21 protein-coding genes are annotated in these 26928 nt (G+C 34.5%); 14 read left to right on the forward strand and 7 right to left on the reverse strand.

Translation table 11 applies throughout. The features are described 5' to 3' along the window. Nucleotides 1–40: 40 nt before the first annotated feature. The 4 genes from KCG49_RS06545 (at nt 41) to KCG49_RS06560 (ending at nt 5320) form a co-directional block, all read left to right on the forward strand. Nucleotides 41–613: a hypothetical protein gene (locus KCG49_RS06545; protein ID WP_218545385.1), complete on the forward strand. Its 573-nt coding sequence runs from the start codon at nt 41–43 to the stop codon at nt 611–613. A gap of 129 nt (nt 614–742) precedes the next feature. Continuing rightward, nucleotides 743–4168, forward strand: a complete 3426-nt coding sequence (gene ileS / locus KCG49_RS06550; RefSeq protein WP_218545386.1) for an isoleucine--tRNA ligase — start codon at nt 743–745, stop codon at nt 4166–4168. A 6-nt stretch (nt 4169–4174) separates the two neighbouring features. Continuing rightward, a complete protein-coding gene (locus tag KCG49_RS06555) occupies nt 4175–4558 on the forward strand; it encodes a TraR/DksA family transcriptional regulator (RefSeq protein WP_218545387.1) in 384 nt (127 codons plus the stop codon). Nucleotides 4559–4654: 96 nt separating this feature from the next. Continuing rightward, nucleotides 4655–5320, forward strand: coding sequence for a lipoprotein signal peptidase (locus tag KCG49_RS06560; RefSeq protein WP_218545388.1), 666 nt, complete (start codon nt 4655–4657; stop codon nt 5318–5320). Here KCG49_RS06560 and KCG49_RS06565 read toward each other — a convergent pair. The 3 genes from KCG49_RS06565 to rimK are packed head-to-tail and all read right to left on the reverse strand — an operon-like array spanning nt 5274 to nt 7726. After that, a complete protein-coding gene (locus KCG49_RS06565) occupies nt 5274–5837 on the reverse strand; it encodes a 5-formyltetrahydrofolate cyclo-ligase (protein WP_218545389.1) in 564 nt (187 codons plus the stop codon). The two genes, KCG49_RS06560 and KCG49_RS06565, sit on opposite strands and share 47 nt — an antisense overlap. Then, the gene (locus tag KCG49_RS06570) at nt 5837–6802 is read right to left on the reverse strand and encodes a succinylglutamate desuccinylase/aspartoacylase family protein (RefSeq protein ID WP_218545502.1); all 966 of its coding nucleotides are present in this window, start codon (nt 6800–6802) and stop codon (nt 5837–5839) included. Before KCG49_RS06570 ends, KCG49_RS06565 begins: the two co-directional genes overlap by 1 nt. 48 nt (nt 6803–6850) lie before the next feature. Further along, nucleotides 6851–7726: a 30S ribosomal protein S6--L-glutamate ligase gene (gene rimK / locus KCG49_RS06575; protein ID WP_218545503.1), complete on the reverse strand. Its 876-nt coding sequence runs from the start codon at nt 7724–7726 to the stop codon at nt 6851–6853. A 142-nt stretch (nt 7727–7868) separates the two neighbouring features. Between rimK and uvrC the strand changes: the two genes are divergently transcribed. From uvrC to KCG49_RS06620, 9 genes are all read left to right on the forward strand, one after another. Next, a complete protein-coding gene (uvrC, locus tag KCG49_RS06580; protein WP_218545390.1) occupies nt 7869–9662 on the forward strand; it encodes an excinuclease ABC subunit UvrC in 1794 nt (597 codons plus the stop codon). Nucleotides 9663–9667: 5 nt separating this feature from the next. Next, complete coding sequence (locus tag KCG49_RS06585; protein WP_369680349.1) at nt 9668–11926, forward strand: patatin-like phospholipase family protein; 2259 nt, start codon at nt 9668–9670, stop codon at nt 11924–11926. 684 nt (nt 11927–12610) lie between these two features. Next, nucleotides 12611–13765 carry a homogentisate 1,2-dioxygenase gene (locus KCG49_RS06590; RefSeq protein ID WP_218545391.1) on the forward strand — a complete coding sequence of 385 codons (1155 nt, stop codon included), beginning with the start codon at nt 12611–12613 and terminating at the stop codon, nt 13763–13765. 143 nt (nt 13766–13908) lie between these two features. Then, nucleotides 13909–15072 (forward strand): 4-hydroxyphenylpyruvate dioxygenase, encoded by a 1164-nt coding sequence (gene hppD / locus KCG49_RS06595; protein WP_218545392.1) that lies wholly within the window; start codon nt 13909–13911, stop codon nt 15070–15072. A 278-nt stretch (nt 15073–15350) separates the two neighbouring features. Then, a complete protein-coding gene (locus KCG49_RS06600) occupies nt 15351–16139 on the forward strand; it encodes a DUF3108 domain-containing protein (RefSeq protein ID WP_218545393.1) in 789 nt (262 codons plus the stop codon). A 9-nt stretch (nt 16140–16148) separates the two neighbouring features. Further along, nucleotides 16149–17081 carry a tryptophan 2,3-dioxygenase family protein gene (locus KCG49_RS06605; RefSeq protein WP_218545394.1) on the forward strand — a complete coding sequence of 311 codons (933 nt, stop codon included), beginning with the start codon at nt 16149–16151 and terminating at the stop codon, nt 17079–17081. Between the two features lie 11 nt (nt 17082–17092). Next, nucleotides 17093–18409 (forward strand): M23 family metallopeptidase, encoded by a 1317-nt coding sequence (locus KCG49_RS06610; protein ID WP_218545395.1) that lies wholly within the window; start codon nt 17093–17095, stop codon nt 18407–18409. Next, nucleotides 18409–20055, forward strand: a complete 1647-nt coding sequence (gene pgi, locus KCG49_RS06615) for a glucose-6-phosphate isomerase (RefSeq protein ID WP_218545396.1) — start codon at nt 18409–18411, stop codon at nt 20053–20055. The genes KCG49_RS06610 and pgi overlap by 1 nt, the downstream gene beginning before the upstream one ends. 162 nt (nt 20056–20217) lie before the next feature. After that, nucleotides 20218–22881, forward strand: a complete 2664-nt coding sequence (locus KCG49_RS06620; protein WP_218545397.1) for a TonB-dependent receptor — start codon at nt 20218–20220, stop codon at nt 22879–22881. Nucleotides 22882–22937: 56 nt separating this feature from the next. Here KCG49_RS06620 and gldD read toward each other — a convergent pair whose 3' ends face one another. The 4 genes from gldD to mutY all read right to left on the reverse strand — a co-directional run bounded on the left by gldD (nt 22938) and on the right by mutY (nt 26432). Beyond that, entirely contained in the window at nt 22938–23507 is a 570-nt protein-coding gene (gene gldD / locus KCG49_RS06625) for a gliding motility lipoprotein GldD (protein WP_218545398.1), read from the reverse strand. Continuing rightward, entirely contained in the window at nt 23504–24823 is a 1320-nt protein-coding gene (locus KCG49_RS06630) for a gliding motility-associated protein GldE (RefSeq protein WP_218545399.1), read from the reverse strand. The genes gldD and KCG49_RS06630 overlap by 4 nt, the downstream gene beginning before the upstream one ends. A gap of 22 nt (nt 24824–24845) precedes the next feature. Beyond that, the gene (locus tag KCG49_RS06635; RefSeq protein ID WP_218545400.1) at nt 24846–25310 is read right to left on the reverse strand and encodes a single-stranded DNA-binding protein; all 465 of its coding nucleotides are present in this window, start codon (nt 25308–25310) and stop codon (nt 24846–24848) included. A gap of 72 nt (nt 25311–25382) precedes the next feature. After that, a complete protein-coding gene (gene mutY, locus KCG49_RS06640) occupies nt 25383–26432 on the reverse strand; it encodes an A/G-specific adenine glycosylase (protein WP_218545401.1) in 1050 nt (349 codons plus the stop codon). A gap of 134 nt (nt 26433–26566) precedes the next feature. Between mutY and KCG49_RS06645 the strand changes: the two genes are divergently transcribed. Further along, nucleotides 26567–26857, forward strand: a complete 291-nt coding sequence (locus KCG49_RS06645; RefSeq protein ID WP_185788003.1) for an HU family DNA-binding protein — start codon at nt 26567–26569, stop codon at nt 26855–26857. The last annotated feature ends 71 nt before the right edge of the window (nt 26858–26928 follow it).

Genomic DNA, 26928 nt, shown 5'->3' on the forward strand with positions numbered 1-26928 from the left:
AATAACTACTTTAGTAAAAAAAGCGGTAGTTTTGAACATTATGAAAAATCTTACCTTCTTTATAATTTTTATTACTTCGATTAGTTTTTCACAAACACAAGAAGCAACGTTACATTTTTACGATGGTGAGTCAATATCTGGGTATGGATCTATTTTTCAAGGGCATAAAATAAAATTTAGAGTTTCCCTAGAAGATGAACCTGATGTTTGGACAGGACTTATAGTCAGTGGAATTACATTTCATGGTTTTGAATATGATATTAAATTTGGGTATTTATACGTCAAAAACCATAAACGTCACCCATTACTTTTAGAGGTGTTAACCGAAGGAGAAGTCACACTGTATGCAAGTGTGAACAGAAAAATATTTTTTCAACCAACCAATGATGATGGCATCATCCCTCAAAGTACTGTTTCCTTTCCCACGGTAAAATACTATGTTAAAAGGGACGACGAAGAATTAGGTACAAAACTAAAAGGACGTTTTAAAAAGTGCATTATAGCATATTTTGGAGAGTGTTCAGGCATAATAAAAGGTATAGATAATCATGAGTTTCGTTGGGCAACAATGATCGACTTAGTAAATTACTATAATGATTTTTGTGTAGACTAAACGCTTCGAGTAGCAACAATTATTTCAAGTTAAAAAATAAAAATTCCAATTAGAACACATAGCGCTTTAAAGTTGTGTTCTATTTATCCAAAATTCTTTAATTTTGCGCTCTTATAACACAAGACTACAATGAGCCAAAAGTTCACTGAATATAAAGGACTTAACTTACCAAAAGTTGCAGACGAAATAAACAACTACTGGCAAGACAATAATATCTTTGAAAAGAGCGTAACCACTAGAGAAGGAAAACCGCCTTACGTCTTTTTTGAAGGGCCACCTTCAGCTAATGGTTTGCCTGGAGTACACCATGTATTAGCTCGTGCTATTAAAGATATTTTTCCACGTTATAAAACCATGAAGGGATTCCAGGTTAAGCGTAAGGCTGGGTGGGATACACATGGCTTGCCGGTAGAACTCGGTGTGGAAAAAGAGCTTGGTATTACTAAAGAAGATATAGGCACTAAAATCACTGTAGAAGAATATAATGAGGCTTGTAAAAAAGCCGTGATGCGCTATACAGATATCTGGAATGACCTTACGCAGAAAATGGGCTATTGGGTAGATATGGACAACCCATACATCACCTATAAATCTAAGTATATGGAATCTGTTTGGTGGTTACTAAAACAGATTTATGAGAAAAATTTAATTTACAAAGGTTACACCATTCAGCCCTATTCTCCAAAAGCAGGCACAGGATTAAGCAATAACGAATTAAACCAGCCAGGCACGTATCAAGATGTTACCGACACTACTGTTGTGGCACAGTTTAAGGCTAAACAAGAAACCTTACCAGATTTTTTAAAAAATGAAGGTGATATTTACTTCTTGGCATGGACAACAACACCTTGGACATTGCCAAGCAATACAGCATTGACTGTTGGGGCTAAGATTGATTATGTTTTAGTGGAAACCTATAATCAATATACATTCAAACCAATGAATGTCATCTTGGCAAAAAATTTAGTTGGAAAACAGTTTGATGGAAAATATAAGCAAGTCGAAGAAAAACCAGAATTGTTAGAATATAATGAAGGAGACAACCAGTCTGCCAGCAAGGCAGGAAAAATCCCTTTCTATGTTGTAAAAGAATTCAAAGGAAAAGATTTAGTTGGTATTACTTATGAACAATTGCTAGACTATGCACTTCCAAATGACAATCCAGAAAACGCCTTTAGAGTCATTTCTGGAGATTTCGTTACAACAGAAGATGGTACAGGTATTGTACATACGGCACCAACGTTTGGAGCCGATGATGCCTTGGTGGCTAAACAAGCAAAGCCAGAAGTTCCACCAATGTTGGTAAAGGATGATGACGATAATCTAGTACCTTTGGTAGATTTGCAGGGGCGTTTTAGACCAGAGATGGGGGAGTTTGCGGGCAAATATGTAAAGAATGAATATTACGATGATGGGGAAGCCCCAGAACGTTCTGTAGATGTTGAAATTGCCATTAAGCTAAAAACTGAAAACAAGGCCTTTAAAGTTGAAAAATATAAGCACACCTACCCAAATTGCTGGAGAACGGATAAACCTATTTTATATTACCCTTTAGATTCTTGGTTTATTAAAGTTACCGATGTTGGAGAGAGAATGCAGGAGCTGAATAATACTATAAATTGGAAACCAAAATCAACAGGAGAAGGTCGTTTTGGTAATTGGTTAGCCAATGCCAACGATTGGAATCTATCACGCTCAAGGTTTTGGGGAATTCCTTTGCCAATTTGGCGAACAGAAGATGGAAAAGAAGAATTATGTGTTGGTTCTGTCGAAGAACTTAAATCCGAAATGGCCAAGGCTATTGAGGCTGGTGTTATGTCCGAAGATATATTTGCAGACTTCGAAGTTGGTAACATGTCCGAAGAAAATTATGAGACTATCGACCTACATAAAAATATAGTAGACAAGGTTGTTTTGGTTTCAAAATCTGGGCAACCTATGAAACGCGAAAGTGATTTAATAGATGTTTGGTTCGACTCAGGTTCCATGCCTTATGCACAATGGCATTATCCTTTTGAGAATAAGAATTTGATTGATAAGAATGAAGCTTTTCCTGCTGATTTTATTGCAGAAGGTGTAGATCAAACACGTGGATGGTTTTACACGCTTCATGCTATTGCAACTATGGTTTTTGATTCCGTAGCCTATAAAAATGTAGTGTCAAATGGGTTGGTTTTAGATAAGAACGGACAAAAAATGTCCAAGCGGTTAGGCAACGCAGTAGATCCATTTGAGACATTATCTAAATACGGTGCTGATGCCACACGTTGGTACATGATAAGTAATGCCAATCCATGGGATAATCTAAAGTTTGATAGTGATGGCATAGCTGAAGTAAATCGAAAATTTTTCGGAACGCTTTACAATACCTATTCATTCTTTACGCTTTACACCAATATTGATGGCTTCAATTATAGCGAAGTAGACATTCCATTGAACGAACGACCAGAAATAGACCGTTGGATTTTGTCCGAGTTAAATACTTTGGTTGAAAAAGTTGATAAATTTTATGCAGAATACGAACCAACAAAAGCAGCTAGAGCAATTTCAGACTTTACACAAGATTATTTGAGTAATTGGTATGTGCGTTTAAGCAGAAGACGTTTTTGGAAAGGAGATTATCAAGCCGATAAAATTTCAGCATATCAAACGCTTTATACCTGTATGAAAACGATTGCAAAGCTTGGTGCGCCAATAGCACCGTTCTTTATGGATCGTTTGTACTTAGATTTAAATGCTGTAACCAAAAAGGAAGCTTTTGAAAGTGTACATTTAGCCGAATTTCCAGAAGTAGATAAATCAGTAATTGATAAAGTTCTGGAACGAAAAATGGAAAATGCACAGACAATATCATCATTAGTTTTATCGTTGAGAGCTAAGGAGAAGATTAAAGTGCGTCAGCCACTTCAAAAAATAATGATTCCTGTAGATAGTCAACAACAAAAGGAAGAGATTTCTGCCGTTTCTGATTTAATAAAGCATGAAGTCAACATAAAAGAAATAGAGCTTTTAGAAGATGCATCAGATATATTGGTGAAGAAAATTAAACCAAATTTTAAAATTTTAGGGCCTAAGTTTGGAAAGGATATGAAGTTGATTTCCAGTGCAATAAATGCGTTTTCTGCAGATGATATTAAAAAAATCGAGCAAAACAGCAGTTTAGACGTTGAAATTAACGGAAAAATTATTACTTTGGGATTAGATGATGTAGAGATTACATCGCAAGATATTGAAGGATGGCTTGTTGCAAACGAAGGAGCTTTAACAGTGGCTCTAGATGTAACCATAAATGAAGAATTACGTAAAGAAGGTATTGCTCGTGAGCTCGTAAACCGCATTCAAAATTTACGTAAGGATTCAGGCTTTGAAGTTACTGATAAAATTGATGTACAGCTTCAAAACGATACATTGGTTGCAGCGGCAATTGCTTCGAATGAGGCATATATTAAGTCGGAAACCTTAACGGAAGAATTAGAAATTAAAGACACAATAAATAATGGTATAGAAATTGCTTTTGATGAAGTCAATACCAAACTATTTATACAAAAACATTAAAAAGACATGGCAACAGATACAACAAACAGATATTCAGATAAAGATTTAGAAAAATTCAGAGTTTTAATTCAAGATAAAATTGATAAAGCTGAGCACGATTTAGAATTAATAAAAAGTGCATACATGAACGACCATAACAATGGTACAGATGATACATCACCAACCTTTAAAGCTTTTGAAGAAGGTAGTGCTACAATGAGCAAAGAAGCAAATTCTGCATTGGCCATACGTCAGGAAAAGTTTATACGTGATTTGAAAAATGCCATGATTAGAATTGAAAATAAAACCTATGGAGTTTGCCGAGTTACGGGTAAATTAATAAACCCTGAACGCTTAAAATTAGTGCCTCATGCAACATTAAGTATTGAAGCTAAAAATATGCAGAAGTAGAATTCCTTTGAAAAAAGGAATCTCATTAAACAGAGATTGTATTAAATTAATAAAAGATAACAAAGCTTTGAATATAAGTTCAAAGCTTTTTTTAATATGTCGTTAAAAAAAGCCTCAATTATTATAATTCTCATTTTACTGATAGATCAAATCAGTAAAATTTATATTAAAACGCATTTTCAACTGGCTGAAACCGTTGAGGTATTCACTTGGTTTAAAATTCATTTTATAGAAAATGACGGTATGGCTTGGGGAACAAAGCTGAGTGATTTCTTTACATTTATTTCAGATAAATCAGCCAAGCTTTTTTTAACGTTATTTAGAATTGTAGCCGTAACTGGTATTGGATTTTGGTTGGTAGATGTCACAAAAAAAAAGAAATCCAAAATATTGGTTTTCGCTATCGCTATCATTTTTGCTGGTGCTTTAGGTAATATTTTAGATTCTGTATTTTATGGTGTGTTGTTTAGTGGTAGCAATATGCAAATAGCCACGTTTCTGCCTGAAGGCGGTGGTTATGCAGAAGTGTTTCATGGTAAAGTTGTGGATATGTTATATTTTCCAATATGGAGTGGTGTGTTGCCAGAGTGGTTACCAGTTATCGGCGGAAAATACGTTTCATTTTTCGATCCTGTTTTTAATGTGGCCGATGTCGCTATAAGTACGGGCATTGGTATTTTAATTGTGTTTAATAAGAAGGCGTTTAAAGACTCCTCTAAAACTGAAACACCTTATTCGGAGTTACACAATAATCAAGCTTAATATCATTTTCCGAAGCTTCAATAGTTTGGTCTTCAGCTTCAAAAATAGAAACTCCGATTTTAATAATTTTAGGGCTACAGTTCGTTAAAAACCGATCGTAAAATCCTTTACCGTAACCTACTCTGTTTCCTGATTTATCAAAAGCCAAAAGCGGAATAAAAACAACTTCTAATTGTGACGATTGAATTTCTATGCCATCAATAGGTTCGGGGATATTATATCTGTTCTTTTTAATTTTTGTATTATCAGTGAGTAGATAATGCGTCATCGAGTAATCTTCAAAATTACTTTTTGAAATAACTATATTTTTATCCTTTCCCGCTAGAACATTCAATATGTATTCTGTATTGATTTCCTTTTGCTCTTCAATAGTTAAGAAGATATGATAGAATGATTTATCCCAGATATTAAGTGGTAATAATTGATTGGCAATGGCAAGGCTAAAATCTTCAATCTGTTCTAAAGAGAGTTGTTTTCTTAAGGTTTTATATTTTTTCCGAAGTTCTTGTTTTTTCATTAGTCTAACTTTGTAGAAATATGAAAAATAGCATCACCTTGATAGATAATAGGTGACTCATTAACATTAAAAATACAACCATCATTCGGTGCTTTTACAAAATGATTAAAACTGCCGTAAGGATCAGTAATATGCCCCAAAACATCACCTTTTTTAACTTGAGTATTCACTGAAACATTAGACTTAAACATGCCTGAATGGTTAGCCCTAATCCATTTGCTATCTACAACTTTAATGCAGTTTTTTTTGGGTTTGGACACTTTGAACTTACTATTAAGCATACCCAAATGCGAAAGCACACGTTTGGTGCCGTTGACACCTGTATTGGTTATAGTACTATGAATATTAAATGACTTTCCTCCTTCGAACAAGAGCATTGGAATACCCAGTTTGTAACAAGAATTTCTGAAGGATTTATTAAGGTTTTTAGAATAGTAAATGATCGGTGCGCCAAAAACCTGAGCCAACTCATCCAAAACTATTTCGTTTTTCACTATTCTGATTTGAGCAGCATTAAAACGATCGGCGCCACCAGTATGAAAATCTAAAATTAAGTCGGCATGTGGCACAATTTCAGTCATCAATTTATGTGCGACTCTACTGGCAAGCGAGCCTCCTTTTCCACCTGGAAAAACACGGTTTAAATCCCTGCCATCAGGAAATTCCCTATCCATATGAATAAACCCAAAAACATTAATAACTGGTATACAAATAATCGTTCCCTTTTTAGGTTTATTGATGCCTTTTGCTATAACCTGACGTACAATTTCTACACCATTGATTTCGTCTCCATGAATCCCGGCAGTTATCAATACCGTTGGTCCAGGTTTTTTAGACCGTTCTATAATTACTGGGACATCAATGGTATTTTGTGTATGGAGTTTCGCAACATTAAAACTCACTTTGGCACTTTCACCCAATGCTACCTTTTCATCAAGTATATGTAATACTTCTTTTTCGCTCATATTAATTTCCTGCGAAAGCAGGAGTCTCATCTTTTAATCTAACTTATTCTATTTCCTATTTCTTTCAATAAATGTAATAATTGCCCTTGCAATATTTTTTTGTGTTGCGCCCTCAATACCTTCCAATCCTGGTGTGGAATTGACTTCCATAATCAGTGGTCCTCTATCAGACCGTAGCATATCTACACCACAAACAGGCAACTTTAATGCTCTGGCGGCTTTTATGGCTAACTTTAACTCATCTTCAGAAAGTCTAACCAGAATGGCACTCCCACCTCTATGTAAATTAGAGCGAAATTCACCTTCTCTGCCTTGGCGTTTCATAGCTCCTACAACTTGCCCATCTACGATTAAGGCTCTTAAATCCGCACCTTTAGCTTCAGCTATATATTCCTGAACGAGAGCTCTAGCTTGTAGTCCGTTAAAGGCCTCCAATACAGACTCTGCTGCATTTTTGGATTCTGCCAAAACCACTCCAAGCCCTTGCGTGCCTTCGAGTAATTTTATGATAACAGGTGGTCCTCCAACATGCGCTAAAACCTCTTCAACATCGCGCGAGTAATTAGTGAATACGGTTTTTGGCATTCCAATACCAGCTTTAGATAGCCGTTGAAAACTTCTCAACTTATCTCTACTTCTAATAATTGCATCAGATGTAACGGTTGTAAAGACGTTCATCATTTCAAACTGTCTTACTACGGCACAACCAAAAAAGGTAACTGAAGCACCAATTCTAGGGATAATAGCATCAACGTAATCGAGGTAACGATCTCTGTAGTAAATGGTTGGCTTTTCTTGTTCGATAATGATATCGCATTTAAGCGGATCGATCACCTCAATATCATGCCCTCTTATTTCACCTTCTTCAATAAGGCGTCTTGTAGAATAGAGGTTTTCGTTTCTAGAGAGTATGACGATGTTCATAAAAATACTTAAAGTGCCTAAAGTTAAGAAGTATTTAAAGTTACTCAAATTTTTAAGTTGGTTTATTATTGCGAGATAAGTTATCTGTTAACTTTAAGCACTTATAACCCTAAATTTATAACTTTTATATACCTTTGATTTAATGCCAGAAACAACCCTAGAAATACAAATAAAAACCTTGCCGCATCAGCCTGGTGTTTATCAATATTTTGATGCTGATGATACGTTAATTTATGTTGGAAAGGCAAAAGATATTAAAAAACGGGTAAGCAGTTATTTTACCAAACATCATGACTACGGTAAAACACGTGTTTTGGTAAAAAATATTGCTTCGGTAAAGCATATTGTTGTTGAAACAGAAAACGATGCGCTTTTGCTCGAAAACAATCTGATAAAAAAATATCAGCCTAAGTACAATGTAATGCTTAAGGACGATAAGTCCTATCCTTGGATTTGTATTAAAAAAGAACGTTTCCCCAGAGTGTTTTCAACACGCCGTGTATTTAAAGATGGCTCGGAGTATTTTGGGCCATACACCAGTATGAAAACGGTAAAAACCCTTTTGGGTTTAATAAAAGGCTTATATCAATTACGCACTTGTAATTACGATTTGTCTGAAGCTAAAATAAATGCAGGAAAATATAAAGTTTGCCTAGAATTTCATTTGGGTAATTGTAAAGGCGCTTGTGAGGGCAAAGAAACCGAAGCAGAATATCACGGAAATATTAAGGCCATAAGAGAAATCCTAAAAGGAAACTTTAAAGATTCTTTACAGCAATTTAGAGAGCAAATGAAGCAATATGCTGAAAATATGCAATTTGAAGATGCTCAGAAAATAAAAGATAAACTTGAAATTTTAGAGAATTATCAAGCCAAATCCACTATTGTAAATCCTAAAATTAGTAATGTAGATGTGTTTTCGATAGTAAGCGATGAAACCTATGCTTATATCAATTTTTTGCAACTAAGTTACGGTTCGATCATTAGGTCTCATACTTTGGAAATAAAAAAGAGATTGCAAGAGCCAGACAAAGAATTGTTGGAAATTGCCATTACCGAAATCCGTCAACGTTTTAATTCAAATTCCAAAGAAATTTACGTACCATTTAAGGTTGATTTAGGTGAAGAGATTAAGGTAACGGTTCCTAAACTTGGTGATAAAAAGAGCATTGTCGATTTATCAAAGCGTAATGCCGTGTATTACCGAATGGATAAACTGAAACAGATAAAAATTGTAGATCCAGATCGGCATGCCAATAGAATTATGGCTCAGATGAAAGCAGATTTACGATTATCGGAAGAGCCAAGACATATAGAGTGTTTTGATAATTCAAACATTCAAGGTACAAATCCGGTAGCGGCTTGCGTGGTGTTTAAAAATGGAAAACCAAGTAAAAAAGATTACCGTCACTTTAATATTAAGACTGTAGAAGGTCCAGATGATTTTGCATCGATGGAAGAGGTAGTTTACAGACGCTACAAGCGTCTTGTGGAAGAAAATCAGCCATTACCACAACTCATTATTATTGACGGAGGAAAGGGGCAGTTATCTTCGGCATTAAAAAGTTTAGATATTTTGGGTTTAAGAGGAAAAATAGCGATTATCGGAATTGCAAAACGTTTAGAAGAATTATTTTACCCAGATGATCCAATTCCATTATATTTAGACAAGAAAAGTGAGACGTTAAAAATCATTCAGCAATTACGAAATGAAGCTCATCGTTTTGGTATTGAACATCATAGAAATAGACGTAGTAAAAGTGCTTTAACCACTGAGCTTGAAAATATTTCTGGAGTAGGTGAACAAACCATTATTGATCTTATGAAACAGTTTAAAACGGTGAAACGTATTGCTAATGCTAAACTAGATGAACTTGAAGCTGTTGTTGGAGTCTCTAGAGCCAGTAAAATTTATAATTATTATCATAAAGAATAAACCCATTGAGATTATCCCTAACATATAATCAACTCTTTAAATGTGTTATCCTAAATCTAGCCTTTTTATTACTGAGCTATAACACACTATTAGCACAAGAAACCCAACAACCAAAGGTAGGTTTGGTATTAAGTGGAGGAGGAGCCAAAGGCTTTGCACACATAGGTGCATTAAAAATCATAGACAGCCTAGGAATACAAATAGACTATGTTGCTGGCACCAGTATGGGAGCAATAATTGGATCATTGTATGCTACAGGTTATTCAGGCGAGCAATTAGAGGATATGTTCAATAATCAAGATTTTAATGAGCTAATAAATGATGAATTTAGAAGATCTTCAAAATCTTTTTACGAACGCGAGAATTCTGAAAGGTATGCCGTCAATTTACCCTTCGATAATTTTAAGATCAATTTGCCATCCGCACTATCAAGAGGTCAGAATGTCTATAATTTACTCTACAAATTAATGCTTCCTGTTAATGAAATAAGAGACTTTGAAAAATTACCTATTCCCTTTTTCTGTATTGCCACCAACATAGAAACTGGCGAATCTTTAGTCATGGATAAAGGTCATTTAGCCGAAGCAGTAACAGCAAGTGGTGCATTGCCATCATTGTTTCAACCTGTGGTTATTGATGGTGAGATATTGATTGATGGAGGTGTAACCAATAATTTCCCAGTAGAGGAATTAAGAGCCAAAGGCATGGATATTATTATTGGTGTTGACGTGCAAGATGCCTTAAAAGATAGAGAATCCTTAAAATCGGCACCAGATATTTTAATGCAGATCAATAATTTTCGCACTATAAAAGCGATGAAGAATAAAGCACCTCTAACGGATATTTATATTAAACCAGATATCACTAATTTTTCTGTTATTTCCTTTGATGAAGGTGGTGATATTATTGCTAATGGTGAAGCAGCTGCAAGAGCGAACATGTCACAATTGCAGAACATAAAAAACCAACAAAACCCAGATTATAAAAGACCTTATATAAAACCTATAGACAGTATAAAAATCAACTCAATAAACATAAGCGGTAATGAGCGTTATACGAGATCTTATATTATAGGAAAACTAAAGTTTAGAAATAATGCAAGTATCAGTTATGGGGACTTTAAGAAAGGTATTAATAGCCTTATAGCAACTAATAATTTTGATACTTTTAGATATTGCTTGGAGCCGAGCGCTGACAATGATGGTTACAACCTCATGGGAGAATTAAAAGAGTCTGAAACTACCACATTTTTAAAATTAGGGATTCATTACGATGATTTATACAAAAGTGCGGTATTGGCCAACCTGACAAAAAAACGCTTGTTATTTAATAATGATGTAGCCTCGTTAGACATAATTTTAGGCGATAACTCAAGATATAATTTTGAATACTTTATAGACAAAGGATTTTACATTAGTATAGGAATTAAATCGAGATATAATCAATTCAGTAAAAATGTTAATCCACTTTTGGTTTTAGAAGAAGGCTCTCCTTTGTTGGACGATTTAAATAGAATAAATGCTAAGCTGTCAGACTTTACAAATCAAATTTATCTGCAAACTATTTTCAGAAAAGATTTTGCATTGCGTGCAGGTGCAGAATATAAACGTCTTAAGGTTACATCCGAAACCATAATTGATGATGACCAAGAAGACAGAATTACATTTGAAAACTCAAACTATTTCAGTGCTTTTGGAAATTTAATTTTTGATGACTACGACAATTCATTGTTTCCAAAACGTGGCTTTTATTTTAATGGGGATTTTCATTTGTATTTTAATGCTACAGGTTTAAACCGAGACTTTGAAGAATTTTCAATTGCCAAGGCAGATATGGGTTATGCCTTTAGTTTTAATGATAAAGTGACATTAAAGACAGAAGCTGCGGGTGGTTTTAAAATAGGCGATAACTCTACCACAACGTTAGGCTTTGGTTTGGGGGGCTATGCCAATAATTTTATTAATAATTTTAAATCGTTTTATGGCTATGACTTTTTAGCCCTATCTGGTGATAGTTTTGTAAAAGCTACGTTTACGTTAGATTATGAAATCTTTAAAAAGCATCATATTCTGTTGGCAGCCAATTACGCCAACATAGAAGATGGTCTTTTTGAAACAGGTGATTTCCTTTCTACTCCAGAATATAGTGGTTACGCTGTAGGCTATTCGCTAGAAACATTTTTAGGGCCATTAGAAGCCAAATATAGCTACTCACCAGAATTAAAAGAAAGCCAATGGTTTTTTAATCTAGGGTTTTGGTTTTGACGAAAACATCTGTTTTTGTCATACTGAATTTATTTCAGCATCTCATTAAAAATAGTTGTGTTAATCTTTGAAAATCAATTCCTTGATTAGGTGATTATTTATAAAATTATCAATAATATTGATAGCATTAATCACTGCTATTAATACTGTTAGATATACCATTTTCTAAAGATTCACAACCTCTAGATATTCAGTATAGTCTGCGTAGTCAGTTTCAGTAATTTGAAAATAATTTTGTGTTAAGTTCCTTAGGGTTTAGCCTTGGATTGATTAGGTAAATATTAGCAAACGAAAAAGCTGTATCGTTCTTAAAGTAGGTGCTTTTAAATTCTGGTTTATCAAGCCCTAGTATAACTTCAGTTTCAATATCTATCTTTATTTCAGAAATGGAGATGTTTATTTCAGAATTTTGTGAATAGATGAGTTGAATGGGTAATAGAGCGATAAAAAATAATTTTTAGTGGCATTACCGTGTCATTTTAAAATAAACCGAAGTCATTATAAATTTAATAAATTTTTCAGATATTTGTAACACTATGAAACCTTTCTGGCAAAATCTAAAACTTCATTTGCATTTCCTTATCAAAAGGAATCCAGAATAGCACTGCATTTTTGTTTATTCCTGCGTAGACAGGAATCCCTTTAATTTTCGTAATTTTAATACAAATTTTAGAAACTAGAAAAATGCCATTTTATCATAAATTAGGAAAAATTCCACCAAAGCGTCATACGCAATTTAAGAAAGCTGACGGAAGCTTTTACTACGAGCAGTTGTTCGGAACCATAGGTTTCGACGGTATGTCAACAAACAGCTACCATGAGCAACGGCCAACCCAAGTCAAAGAGATAAGAAAACAATACAGTATAGCGCCAAAAGTTGCAAAAGCTAACAATATGCAATCGTATCGCTTTCATGGTTTTAAGGTAAAACCAGAAAATGATTATCTAGATAGCCGAAAAATTGTGCTTACCAATAGCGATTGCAATATTATTTTGGCGGCACCTAAGCAATCTACTAGAGATTATTTTTATAAAAATACAGATGCCGACGAATTGATTTTTATTCACAAAGGCACAGGAAAACTGAGAACCATGCTAGGTAATCTCGATTTTAAATATGGAGACTATCTTTTGGTGCCAAGGGGAATTATCTACAAGCTCGATTTTGACACAGAAGATAACCGATTGTTTATCGTAGAATCTTACAGGCCAATTTACACACCTAAGCGTTATAGAAATTGGTTTGGGCAATTATTGGAGCATTCCCCATTTTGCGAGCGCGATTTAAGACAACCGCAAGAATTGGAAACGTACAATGAATCGGGCGACTTTTTAATCAAAATAAAAAAGCAAGACGAAATCATAGAAATGGTTTATGCCTCACATCCTTTTGATGTTGTTGGCTACGATGGCTACAACTATCCATACGCATTTTCAATTCACGATTTTGAACCCATTACGGGTCGCGTACATCAACCGCCACCAGTACATCAAACATTTGAGACTGATGCTTTTGTGGTCTGTAGCTTTGTGCCACGACTGTACGATTACCATCCGCTAGCGGTACCGGCACCGTATAATCACAGTAATATTGATAGTGACGAGGTATTATATTATGTAGATGGTGACTTTATGAGCAGAAATGATATTGACGCAGGGCACATTTCTTTACACCCAGCAGGTATTCCGCATGGACCACATCCTGGCGCAATGGAACGCAGTATTGGTAAGGTAAAAACAGATGAATTGGCCGTGATGGTAGATACATTTAAGCCTTTAAAAGTTACTGAAGAAGCTTTGAAAATTGCCGATGAAGATTATTATAAGTCTTGGTTGTAATAAAAGAAAATATAGTTTAAAATAACAATTAAAAACATTAGAAGGGAAAATAGCAGAATTTTCAAAAAATGACAATGAGTTTTCAAAACAAACTACAAGATGTCTTTTTCTCTCTATTCTAACTTCTCTATTCTGTAAAAGATATGAGTAAAAAAGAAGTAAAATCCGTTAACTACGGTTTAGAAAAAATATTCGATGGAGCGCAAGATTTTCTTCCGCTTCTGGGAACAGATTATGTGGAGTTTTATGTGGGTAACGCCAAACAATCAGCGCACTTTTATAAAACTGCATTTGGGTTTCAGTCTTATGCTTATAAAGGCTTGGAAACAGGTTCAAAAGACCATGTGAGCTATGTGCTTAAACAAGATAAAATCCGATTGGTGTTAACCACACCTTTAAACAGCAAATCTCCAATTAACAATCATATTGTTAAGCATGGGGATGGCGTAAAGGTTATAGCGCTTTGGGTTGATGATGCCCGTAAATCTTATGAAGAAACCATAAAACGAGGTGCAAAATCCTACATGGAACCTGTCGTTGAAAAAGACGAGCATGGTGAGGTGGTAAGAGCAGGAATTTACACTTATGGAGAAACCGTACATATGTTTGTTGAGCGAAAAAACTACAACGGGGCATTTATGCCAGGTTTTGTAGAGTGGAAAAGTGACTACAACCCAGAACCCGTAGGTTTAAAATATATAGATCATATGGTCGGTAATGTAGGTTGGGGGCAAATGAACACATGGGTAAAATGGTATGAGGATGTCATGGGCTTTGTCAACTTCTTGTCATTTGACGATAAGCAGATCCACACCGAATATTCTGCCTTAATGAGTAAGGTAATGAGTAACGGCAATGGCCGAATTAAGTTTCCAATTAACGAACCCGCAAAAGCCGCTAAGAAATCACAGATTGAAGAATATTTAGATTTTTATGAAGACTCTGGCGTACAACATATCGCTGTCGCTACAGATGATATCATTAAAACCGTTGCACAATTAAAAGCTAGAGGTGTTGAGTTTTTGCCACCGCCACCGCAATCATACTATGATATGATTCCTGAGCGATTAGGTGTACACATGGAAATGATGAAAGAAGATATAAAAGAGCTTCAAAGCTTATCTATATTGGTAGATGCCGATGAAGAAGGTTATTTATTACAGATTTTTACAAAACCAGTTGAAGATAGACCAACGTTATTCTTCGAGATTATTCAGCGTATGGGGGCACAAGGTTTTGGAGCAGGAAATTTTAAAGCCTTGTTCGAAAGTATTGAACGAGAGCAAGCAAAACGAGGAACTTTATAATAGAGAAGCGCGTTTAACTCCCTACAGAAAAACGCGCTTATAAAACCAACTCTAAAATTCTATACATAAACACAAACTTAGAATTTATGTATTTTGGTTTGCTCTACTATGGTATCGTAGAACTATTAAAATGTGAGCATTTATCGAAATTTTTTTAAAATCGACTAAGGTTTTTGCTTGTATATCAATGTTTTAATAGATTTGGAATAGTAATTGTATTTAAGATAGTTGTAACAAAATAATTGCGTTACATTATTTAAATTTACAAACTAGAAGTTATGAAATATTTATTTGCCATATTAGTATTCCTTATTGGATTAAAAGCACCAATTTCTCAAAAAGAATCAGCCTTTCAAGAGGGAGAATGGTTTAAGTTCAAGATGAGTTACAGTGGGTTTCTAAAAGCAGGTAATGCCACTTTATCGCTAAACGAGTCTACTTTAAACGGAAAATCTGTGTACCATGTGGTAGGAAAAGGATGGACTACAGGATTAATAAAAGCTGTTTTTAAAGTAGAAGATCATTACGAAAGTTATTTTGATAAAGAAACTGGTGCACCTTACAAGTTTATAAGAAGAATTGACGAAGGAGGACACACCAAGGATATTGAAATAGACTTTTTACATGACGAACAAAAAGCGGTAGTCAATAATAAAAAGAAGAAACGAATAAGAACTATAGAAACTCAACAAGATGTTCAGGATATGGTTTCTATGTATTATTATTTGAGAAATAATATAGATATTAAATCGTTAAGAAAAGGTGACGAAATAAAAACCAATATGTTTTTTGATGAAGAGAACTACGGTTTTAAGCTAAAATACTTAGGAAAAGATACCATAGAGGTAGATATTAATGGAACAGATGTTAAAGTAAGAGCTTTAAAATTTAGACCTTATGTAATGGCAGGTCGAGTGTTTAAAGAAGAAGAAAGTTTAACATTATGGGTAAGTAACGATAAAAATAAAATACCATTAAAGATAAAAGCCGATTTAGCTGTAGGCTCACTTCGCGCAGACTTAGTAGCTTTTAAAGGACTAAAACACTCTTTTAAGACGATACATTAAAATTAATTCATGCCAGACCAAACTAACTACGACGAAATTTTAAAACAACTTCAAGAGAAGTACACCAAAATAGACCAAGATACAGATGACCATTTATACGGCTTGCTTTACAGCAAGCCGATTACTTATTGGGATTACATACAAACGGATGCGTTACTAAATCTTCAAACACAACGTACAACGCTACCAGATGAGATGGTTTTTATTGCCTATCATCAAATTAACGAGCTCATTTTTAAGATGATACTATGGGAAATATCCCAAGTAGCAGAAAAAGAAAATTTAGATGTTACTTTTTTTGAAAGTAAAATAATGCGTATCAGTCGATATTTTGATATGTTAACAACGTCATTCAATATTATGAGAGAAGGTATGGAGGTTGAACAGTACATGAAGTTTCGTTACACTTTAACACCTGCAAGCGGATTTCAGAGTGCACAATATCGCTTCATAGAATTTGCATCGACAGAATTGATTAATCTCATCGATTACAGATTCAGAAAAGATATAGATAGAAATACGCCTTATACGCACGCTTTTGAGCACTTATATTGGCAAGCTGCTGGAAAAGATCATAAAACAGGAAAAAAATCCACGCTTTTGGTTAATTTTGAAAAGCGATACAAAGACGAGTTTTTAAGGTTTATGGAAACCTATAATACCAAGAATTTGTGGACACGTTTTAAGGAATTACCTTTAGAGGACCAAAAGGATGAAGACCTGATAAAGGCCATGCGTCACTTTGATTATACGGTTAATGTTACTTGGGTAATGGCACATTATAATGCCGCAAAGCATTACATTGAAAGTGGTATTGGAGATGGTGAAGCTACGGGTGGCAGCGATTGGAAAAAGTATATGCATCCTAAGTATCAGCGACGTATTTTCTTTCCAGATTTATGGACAGAAGAAGAATTAAAAAATTGGGGAAATAATATATAATTAGCGCATTAATGCAATTAAGAAGACTAATAACAATAGCCGTAATTGCGGTTTGTTTTTTGGCATGTAAAGACGATAACTCAGCAGAAGAAGCTTACAAAAAAGAGGTTGCTGAAATCGCTGAAGAAGAAAATATTTTAGAATTTGGCTTTAATCTAAAGGACTACGAGTTTAAACGCGATACCATAAAGAAGGGAGATACATTTGGTGTTATATTAGAGCGAAATAATATTGGTTATCCAAAAATCTATCAAATAGCAGAAAAAACCAAAGACACTTTCGACATTAGAAAACTTCAGGTCGGTAAACCTTATACGTTATTGTTTCCAAAAGAAGATATAAATGATAGCATAAAGAAGCCAACAACATTTATATATCAAAAAAATTTAGAAGATTACGTTGTTATAGATTTTAAGGATTCCGTTCAATCTTATACAAGCAGAAAGCCAATTACCTATATCGAAAAAACTGCTACAGGTATTATTGAAAACAATATTTCAGAAACATTGGAGAACAAAGGCATAAGTCAAAAATTAGCATATATAATGGCTGATGATATCTATGCCTGGACCATAGATTTTAGAAGGCTCCAACCAGGTGATCGGTTTAAAGTTATTTATACAGATAAATATATAGACGACAGTATTTATGCAGGTGTCCATAATGTAAAAGCAGCCTACTTTGAGCATAACGGCGATTCTTTATATGCTTTTGAATTTAAAACAGATTCAATTAAAAACATAGTCGATTATTTTAGTGAAGACGCAAAAAACCTTCGTCGTGCATTTTTAAAAATGCCAGTAAAGTTTGGCCGATTATCCTCTCGCTACAATCTTAAGCGCCGTATAGCATATTATGGCTACAAGGTAAGACCACACAAGGGTACAGACTTTGCTGCGCCCATTGGTACTCCAATTATGGCCACGGCCAACGGAACTGTAACAGAATCCCGACGAAGAGGTGGTAATGGTAAATATGTTAAAATAAGGCATAACGATACGTATAGTACACAGTATTTGCACATGAAAGCTCAAAATGTAAAAAAAGGACAGTTTGTAAAACAAGGAGACATTATTGGCTGGGTTGGTATGACAGGTAATTCTGGAGGCCCGCATGTGTGTTATCGCTTTTGGAAAAACGGAAAGCAAGTAGATCCTTTTAAACAAAAATTACCTGAGGCGAAACCCATTTCAGATAGTCTTAAAGTAAAATATCTAGAATATATAAAACCTATAAAACAGCAATTAGATAATATCTTTTTCTTAGAAGCTGATGGCATAGAACCAGAAAATACAATAACCGAAGATCCAATCACCGATATACAATAATGGCATTAAAATCTACCAATCCTATCCAGACAGAATCTTGGAAACAATTACAATCGCATTTTGAGATTATAAAGTCTAAGCATCTAAAAACTTTGTTTAGCTCTAATGCTAATAGAGCAAATGATTTAACCATTAAATGGGAAGACTTTTATGTAGATTTCTCTAAAAACAGAATTACAACAGAAACTTTAGATTTATTACTTCAATTAGCTAATGAATTAGATCTAAAAGATGCTATTTCAAAATATTTTGAAGGGGATATTATCAATGCCACAGAAGGCAGGGCAGTTTTGCATACAGCACTTAGAACATCAAAAGGTGCTGCCATTTTTGTGGATGGAGAAAATGTAATTCCGGAAGTATATGAAGTAAAAGAAAAGATTAAAACGTTTACATATGCAATTGTTAATGGTGAGCACAAAGGATATACGGGCAAGGCTATTACTGACATTGTAAATATCGGAATTGGAGGCTCTGACCTTGGACCGGCAATGGTTGTAGACTCGCTTCAATATTACAAAAACCATCTCAATGCACACTTTGTTAGTAATGTTGATGGAGACCATCATAGGGAGGTAATTAAAAACTTAAACCCAGAAACAACACTTTTCGTTATCGTTTCTAAAACCTTTACCACGCAAGAGACATTGTCCAATGCAAATTCCATTAGGGATTGGTTTTTAGAAAGTCAACCAGAAGCGGCAGTTTCAAAACATTTTGTTGCGGTATCTACAAATATCGAAAGCGTGAAAGCCTTTGGTATTGATGAGGTCAATATTTTCCCAATGAAAGATTGGGTTGGTGGTCGTTTTTCGTTGTGGAGTGCTGTAGGCTTATCCATTAGCCTTGCGCTAGGTTATGAAAACTTTGAAAGCTTACTAAATGGGGCTCATAAAATGGATGAACATTTTAAAACAACAGATTTTAAAGATAATATTCCTGTTGTATCAGCATTACTTACCATTTGGTATAATAATTTTTTCAAAGCCGAAAGCGAGGCCATAATTCCATATACACAATACCTAAACCAATTTGCAACCTACTTGCAACAAGGTATTATGGAAAGTAATGGAAAAAGTATAGACAGAGATGGTAATACAGTTAATTACCAAACCGGAACGTTAATCTGGGGAGAACCAGGCACCAACTCGCAACACGCTTTTTTCCAGCTTATTCACCAAGGGACAAAATTAATTCCAGCAGATTTTATTGGCTTTGTAGAATCGCTTCATGGTAACAGGGATCATCACGATAAGTTAATGTCCAATTATTTTGCGCAGACAGAAGCTTTAATGAATGGTAAAACCGAAGCAGAAGTTTTATCGGAATTAAAAAAGCAATCACTTTCTGAAAATGAAATAGAAAAACTAGTGCCTTTCAAAGTGTTTGAAGGCAATAAGCCAACAACTTCAATCTTAATCCAAAAATTAACACCAGAAAGTTTAGGAAAACTTATAGCTATGTACGAGCACAAAATCTTTGTACAAGGCATTATTTGGAATATCTACAGTTACGATCAATTTGGTGTAGAATTGGGTAAACAATTGGCAAAATCTATTCTCAAGGAACTAAATTCAGCTGAAAATTCTTCAAAGCACGATAGTTCTACTCAAAATTTAGTGGCTTTTTACAGAGATAATCGTTAAAATCTGTTAAAAAATTTCTAAAAAATTAATTATGCATGCATAAAAGTTGCTAAATGCATAATTACTTGGTAGTGTTAAAATTCTTAACATTTAGATAATATTATACCCATAGTTAGTCGTAATTTTGCCAAGAATATTGAAACCAATTAACTTAAATTTTATATGAAAAAATTTAATCAACTTTTATTTGCAACTGCAGTGATGCTCTTCACTACGGTAGCGTTTGCTCAAAGTTCTATTAAAGGTAAGGTAATAGATGCTGAGATGAACTCACCACTTCCTGGAGCCAACGTGCTCGAGAAAGGAACAACAAATGGTATGACAACAGACTTTGAAGGTAGCTTTACTTTAACTACCCAATCAACTTCTGGTGAGATCGTAATTTCTTATGTGGGTTACGAATCTAGAACTATTAAATTTAATGGAGATGCAGATCTAGGAACAATAGTACTAAACCCAGACAATAGTTTAGCTGAGGTTGTTATTGTTGGTTCTGGTGTTATTGACTTAGCTGAAGATAGAAAAACTCCAGTAGCCGTTTCTACAATTAAAAAATCTGAAATCCTCGCAAGAGGTGTTGGTAATGTTGAGGTTACTGAGATTATGAAGTATTCGCCTTCTGTATTCGTATCACCTGGTGGTGGTGGCTTTGGTGACAGTGCTTTGTTTGTAAGGGGTTTTGACGATACCAATACAGCTGTATTATTAAACGGTCAACCCATAAACTCTCAAGAGGATGGAAGAATATTTTGGTCTAATTGGCAAGGTTTGTCAGATGTTGCTAATGCTATTCAAATACAACGTGGTTTAGGATCTTCTAAATTAGCGATTTCTTCAGTAGGTGGTACAGTTAATATTGTAACTAAAGCAGCTGATAAACAAAGAGGTGGTTCTGTACGTTTCTTAGCTGGTAACGATAGTTACTTTAAGACTACAGCAGAATACAATACAGGTGTTAATGATAAAGGATGGGCATTTTCATTCTTGGTAGACCACTGGCAAGCACATAGAAGCTGGGCAGAAGGAACATTTGGTCAAGGACAGAATTACTTTTTCTCTGTAGGTTATAAGCCAAATGAAAAACACAACTTCAACTTCTTATTAACTGGTGCTCCGCAATTCCATGGTCAACGTTGGTCACAAAGAGAAAGCACTATTGAAGACGATCCAAAGTTTAACCAACATTGGGGTTATACAAGTGGTGAAGAAAATGGACGTTATACTTCTGATATAGAGTCAGAGCGTCGTAACTATTATCATAAGCCAGTAATGAACCTTAACTGGGATTGGACCATTAGCGAAAAATCTAGTTTGTCTTCTGTATTATATGCCTCTTGGGGACGAGGAGGCGGAACTGGTCCTAGAGGTGAAGGAAGACTAAGAACACCAGATGGGCAAATAGATTATTTTGCCATTGAGCAACAAAATTTTGGTGATCCCGACGGTATAGGTAACTCTGGTGATTATTTAATTTTACCTGGAGATGATGATGTTTTGGGGACTGATGATGATGAAGATGGAAACTACATCCGTAGAGCATCGGTAAACAATCATTCTTGGTATGGTTTGGTGACAAACTTTAACACCGAGCTAAATGAAAACCTAAATTTTAATGTAGGTGCAGATTTAAGATTATACAGAGGTGACCATTTTAGGCAAGTTGTGGATTTTTATGGTTTGGAAGGTTGGGCAAACGACAGACCAGATGGTGCAGTAGTTACTGAAACCTTTGAAGCAGATCCTTGGGCAGCTTTGTTTGATTTTGCAGATGAAGACCAACGTATCGATTATGATTACTCAGAAAACATCAATTATCAAGGTGTATTCTCACAAATTGAATATGCAACTGATAAGTTTTCTGCATTTTTTCAAGGTGCGGTTTCCAATCAATCTTTTGAAAGAGAAGGGCGTTTTCAAACCGATGAGAATGGTAACCAAGTCACTAGAAATTCTGATAAAATCAATAAAATAGGTTATAACATTAAAGGTGGTACAAGCTATGCTATTAATGAAGCCAATAAGTTTTTTGTTAATGCAGGTTACTACTCTAGACAGCCATTTTTAGATAATATTTTTAATGATATTAGAACATCTAATGATTTTGTCAATCCTGAAGTGGATAATGAAGACATCACAGGTGTTGAAGCTGGTTATGAGTTTAAAATAGGGGATAACTTTAGTGCTATTGTAAACGTTTATTATACCAAATGGGAAAATAGAGTAATTCAAGAAGACGACGGTGTTAATACTAATGGAACACCTAATGATCCCTCTGATGATTTCAATACACGTACTTTTCAAAGAGGTGTGAACCAGACACACAGAGGTGTGGAGTTTGATTTCATGTATCGCCCTACACATTGGTTAAGACTTAATGGTTTTATATCTGCGGGTAGCTGGAAGTATGATGGCGAAAGTAGTTTTGATGAATTTGATGATGACACAGGTGAACTTATTAATTCTGAAACTGGAGTTAATAGAGATGGCGTTAGTGTGCCTGGTTTAGCACAAACAACTATGGGGCTCACCGCTAGGGCAAATATAACAAGCGGTCTATCTTTAGATGGGGGCGTGAAATATTTTGGGAACAACTATAGAAATGAGCCTTTTGCAGCTTTAACCACTAGAAACACAGGTAAAATTGATCCTTTTGCATTGGCAGACTTAGGTTTTACTTATAACTTCAATATAGGTAAAGAACGTTTAACCCTAAGAGGTAACGTTTTCAATGTTCTTGATAATGTGGTAGTGAGTAACTCTGATCGTTTTGGGTTTTTTAATACAGATGGTAGAACTTACAACGTAAGCTTACGTTACAATTTCTAAGTAAACTTAAAGTTATACAATAAAAAAACCGCTGTCAAACAGCGGTTTTTTTATTGTTAATTTTTCCATTTGATACTTTCCATTATGCGCTTGATATCCTTTTTTAAATATTCTGAAGCAGGATAAATAGAATCGTAATTGGGTTTTGCATAGAAGTATAAAGAACCACTTAGAAAGTGATTAACGCTATCTGTAACATAAAATTGCGATTGTGATGCGGCATCACCGCCAATTTCATACAGCATGCCATAAACCCTATTTTCACTATTCAGAAATTCGTTCTGAGAAATTTCATCAGCTTTAATGGTATGCTTTTGAGTTAGATTTTGAGCATCACGGAGTAAACTATCCAGGTTATCATCATTCACCGCCTTGTAAGTAAGATAAATTGTGGCTTTTAAACTGGGGTATTTTACATCTATTCCTTTTGATTTCCCAGATGTTTTTACTTTAGTGATCGGTTCTGAAAGCTTGTTTCTTTCAAAACTAAAAGGAAGTGGGGTGATAGCCTTTTCGTATTCAGCAGCAGGGTATTCTAACCTTAAATAGCCTTTTGGTTTTGGTAAGGGGTCATCACCGCAACCTAGCATAAAAAGACTTAAAAAGGGAATAACTATACGTTTCATAAATTAGGCTTAAGTATGGTTAGTTTAATTTGTTTTATACGTTTTCGCTCTAGAGCTTCTATAGTAAAAACGTAATTTTTAAAATTTATTTTACTGCCTATTCTAGGAAAACCACCAGAGATTTCTAATACAAAGCCAGCTAAAGTTTCAGCTTCTCCTTTTCTATTTTCAAAGTCTTCAGAGTTGTCTTCAATACCAACAATTTTATATACATCTTTTAAAGGTGTTTTACCCTCAAAGCTATAGTTATTGTCATCTAGTTTGGTGTAGATTAAATCATCGTCATCGTATTCATCGCTAATATCGCCCACAATCTCTTCGATAATATCTTCTAAAGAGACCAAACCAGAAGTACCACCATACTCGTCAACTACTACCGCTAGATGTACTTTTTTTGCCTGAAAATCGACCATTAAATCATCTAATTTTTTGTTTTCTGGTACAAAAAATGGATCTCGCAATATACTTGTCCAGTTGAATTTGTTCTTATTTAGATGTGGTAAAAGATCCTTAACATAGAGTATACCTTTTATAGTATCAATACTTTCCTTATATACCGGAATTCTAGAATAACCATTGTCAACAATATCCTTTATAATGGTTTCAAAAGGTGTGTCAACGTTTAGCGCAAACAAATCCATCCTCGGTCTCATCACTTGCTTCGTATCTGTATTTCCAAATGACACAATTCCTTGTAACAGTTTTTGTTCTTCTTGTGTAGTGTCTTGGCTATTGGTGAGTTCTAGAGCTTGCGATAACTGGTCTACACTAAGGTTAGACTGTTGCTTGCCAAATCTATCCTGAATTTTAAGCGTTACATAACGCATTGGCAAGCTAATAGGAGAAAATAGTACATCCAAAAACTTTAAAGGCTTTGCCATAAAAGACGAAAACTTTACACTATTTCTGCTAGCATATATTTTTGGAATGATTTCACCAAATAACAAGATTAAAAACGTAGCTGAAACCATTTCAAGTAAAAATCGTACGACAGCATTTGTAACATCCTTAAAAAGTGTTTCTCCTATGTAGGCAAACAATAGTACAATAGCAATATTTATAAAGTTATTGGCCACTAAAATAGTGGCCAACAACTTTTTAGGACGTTCTAGTAATTTAGCAATAATCTGCATAGCAAAAGACTTGTTTTCCAGTCCTTCATCTATATTCGATTTAGTTAAAGAAAACAAAGCCACTTCAGCACCAGAAACTAGTGCGGAACAAGCTAAAAGCACAAAAAGTAATACAACACTTGTAATAAATGAGGTATTGGTAACTAATAAATTTGAAATTAAAACCGTGGGTTCTGGATCCAAGATAAAATTAGATTAATTGAATTTAGAATGGTAAATCATCATCACCATCTGGTACAACACTGTTTTGGCTTTGCTGTTGCTGAGGTTGCGATGGTTCTTGTGCATTAGATTGGTGAGCGGTTGGTTGCTGCTGTACTTGTTGCTGTTCATTCTTATTGGTTAAGAATGTAAAATCGGTACATTGTATTTCGGTAGAATAACGCTCCATACCTTTGTCGTCCGTCCACTTTCTGGTTTTTATACGACCTTCTATATATACCTTATCACCTTTACTTAGGTATTTTTCGCAAATTTCAGCCGCTTTGTTTCTCACCACAATATTGTGCCACTCTGTATTAGAGACACGTTCGTTAGTTTGTTTGTTGGTATAAGTTTCGTTGGTTGCCAATGGGAAACGACCGACACAATTTTTGTCATCGAAATAATGCATTTTTACTTCATCTCCCAAATGCCCGATTAGCATTACTTTATTTAACGTTCCTGACATAATAGTTTTGTTTTAGCCTACAAAGTTACAGTTTTAGATAGTAACCTTAAAATTAATAAAAAAATGTGATTTCTACATACTATTAAAATTGAAGTGCTCTATAAATTCACTGATCAAAACAGGAGTAGGATAGGTGGTCAAATTTTTAATAGGAATGCGCTCCTTTGGTAACTCATCAACTTCAATAATCCAAAATTTAGTGTGCAGGTGTTGGTGCGAAAGTTTATGGATTTTATCTGTTTCATTATAAAGCGAGTATTCAAATTTAAGTTTTTCTAAAGCTGTATCTTTTAGATTTAGTAGTTGAAATTCTTTAGTCGTTAAGCTTTTTTCAGATTCAATTAATGGAAATTGATATAGGTTTTGCCAAATCCCTTTACCAATTCGTTGTTCTAGTAATGTGTTTTTATTTTGGTCTATACAAACTAAAAAGTTGAAATACTTCGTGGTAACTTTGGTTTTCTTCAACTTTACGGGAAGCACATCAACTAAATTCTTTTGCAATGCAACACAACTATCTTTTAATGGGCATATTGAGCAATCGGGACTTTTGGGTTTGCACTGTTTAGCACCAAACTCCATAATAGCTTGGTTGTAGTTGGCAGGTTCTTTTTTATCAATTATAGATGAAGCTAAAGCTTTAAATTCTTTAATACCTGCAGTGGAATTAATCGGAGTGTCAATTCCAAAATAACGCGATAACACTCTGTACACATTACCATCCACCACAGCGGCAACTTCATTAAAAGCTATAGAGGCAATCGCACTAGCCGTATAATCACCTACGCCTTTAAGTTTTAATAAATCCTTATAGTTATCTGGGAATTTGCCATCTAAATCAAAAGCAATATGTTTTGCTGTGGCATGAAGGTTTCTGGCTCTAGAGTAATACCCTAAACCTTGCCATAATTTTAAAACATCATGTTCAGAAGCATTAGCCAGATCAAAAACCGTGGGATACTGCTTAACAAAACCTTCATAATAAGGTAAGCCTTGTTTAACTTGAGTCTGCTGTAAAATTATTTCTGAAAGCCAAATGTAGTATGGATTTTTTGTCTTTCGCCAAGGTAGTTCTCGCTTATTAATTGAGTACCAATGAGTTAGTTTGTTTTTAAAATCCATTTGACCTTTAAATAATTAAAGCAAAATTAAATCTTTATAACGTTAAATTTTAATTAATTACGCTTGAAATATTGAAATTAAATTACATATATTTGCATCCCTTAGAATTTATAGTAACTCTAAAACTAATAACAATGACAAAAGCCGATTTAGTAGCTAAAATATCTGATAAACTTGGAATAGAAAAAGGCGATGTACAGGCTACGGTAGAAACTTTTATGGAAGAAGTAAAATCATCATTAGAAAGTGGTGACAACGTATATTTAAGAGGTTTCGGAAGCTTCATTATTAAAACAAGAGCTGAGAAAACAGGTCGTAACATTTCAAAAAATACTACGATTAAAATACCAGCTCACAACATACCAGCTTTTAAGCCAGCTAAAGTATTTTTAGAAGGTGTAAAATCTAATGTTGAAGTGAACTAAAACAATATTAATTAAAAGCATTATTTATTATGCCAAGTGGTAAAAAAAGAAAAAGACACAAGGTAGCGACG

This window comes from Winogradskyella luteola (genome assembly GCF_019203985.1).
GTDB lineage: Bacteria > Bacteroidota > Bacteroidia > Flavobacteriales > Flavobacteriaceae > Winogradskyella > Winogradskyella luteola.

Bases quoted from the DNA above. Each gene is read 5' to 3' on its own strand.
- ileS (WP_218545386.1), top strand. From the start codon at position 743: ATGAGCCAAAAGTTCACTGAATATAAAGGACTTAACTTACCAAAAGTT.
- KCG49_RS06645 (WP_185788003.1), top strand. From the start codon at position 26,567: ATGACAAAAGCCGATTTAGTAGCTAAAATATCTGATAAACTTGGAATA.
- pgi (WP_218545396.1), top strand. From the start codon at position 18,409: ATGGCATTAAAATCTACCAATCCTATCCAGACAGAATCTTGGAAACAA.
- gldD (WP_218545398.1), bottom strand. From the start codon at position 23,507: ATGAAACGTATAGTTATTCCCTTTTTAAGTCTTTTTATGCTAGGTTGC.
- KCG49_RS06545 (WP_218545385.1), top strand. From the start codon at position 41: ATGAAAAATCTTACCTTCTTTATAATTTTTATTACTTCGATTAGTTTT.
- uvrC (WP_218545390.1), top strand. From the start codon at position 7,869: ATGCCAGAAACAACCCTAGAAATACAAATAAAAACCTTGCCGCATCAG.
- KCG49_RS06560 (WP_218545388.1), top strand. From the start codon at position 4,655: ATGTCGTTAAAAAAAGCCTCAATTATTATAATTCTCATTTTACTGATA.
- KCG49_RS06570 (WP_218545502.1), bottom strand. From the start codon at position 6,802: ATGAGCGAAAAAGAAGTATTACATATACTTGATGAAAAGGTAGCATTG.
- KCG49_RS06590 (WP_218545391.1), top strand. From the start codon at position 12,611: ATGCCATTTTATCATAAATTAGGAAAAATTCCACCAAAGCGTCATACG.
- KCG49_RS06620 (WP_218545397.1), top strand. From the start codon at position 20,218: ATGAAAAAATTTAATCAACTTTTATTTGCAACTGCAGTGATGCTCTTC.
- KCG49_RS06565 (WP_218545389.1), bottom strand. From the start codon at position 5,837: ATGAAAAAACAAGAACTTCGGAAAAAATATAAAACCTTAAGAAAACAA.
- KCG49_RS06610 (WP_218545395.1), top strand. From the start codon at position 17,093: ATGCAATTAAGAAGACTAATAACAATAGCCGTAATTGCGGTTTGTTTT.
- mutY (WP_218545401.1), bottom strand. From the start codon at position 26,432: ATGGATTTTAAAAACAAACTAACTCATTGGTACTCAATTAATAAGCGA.
- rimK (WP_218545503.1), bottom strand. From the start codon at position 7,726: ATGAACATCGTCATACTCTCTAGAAACGAAAACCTCTATTCTACAAGA.
- KCG49_RS06555 (WP_218545387.1), top strand. From the start codon at position 4,175: ATGGCAACAGATACAACAAACAGATATTCAGATAAAGATTTAGAAAAA.
- KCG49_RS06605 (WP_218545394.1), top strand. From the start codon at position 16,149: ATGCCAGACCAAACTAACTACGACGAAATTTTAAAACAACTTCAAGAG.
- KCG49_RS06635 (WP_218545400.1), bottom strand. From the start codon at position 25,310: ATGTCAGGAACGTTAAATAAAGTAATGCTAATCGGGCATTTGGGAGAT.
- KCG49_RS06600 (WP_218545393.1), top strand. From the start codon at position 15,351: ATGAAATATTTATTTGCCATATTAGTATTCCTTATTGGATTAAAAGCA.
- hppD (WP_218545392.1), top strand. From the start codon at position 13,909: ATGAGTAAAAAAGAAGTAAAATCCGTTAACTACGGTTTAGAAAAAATA.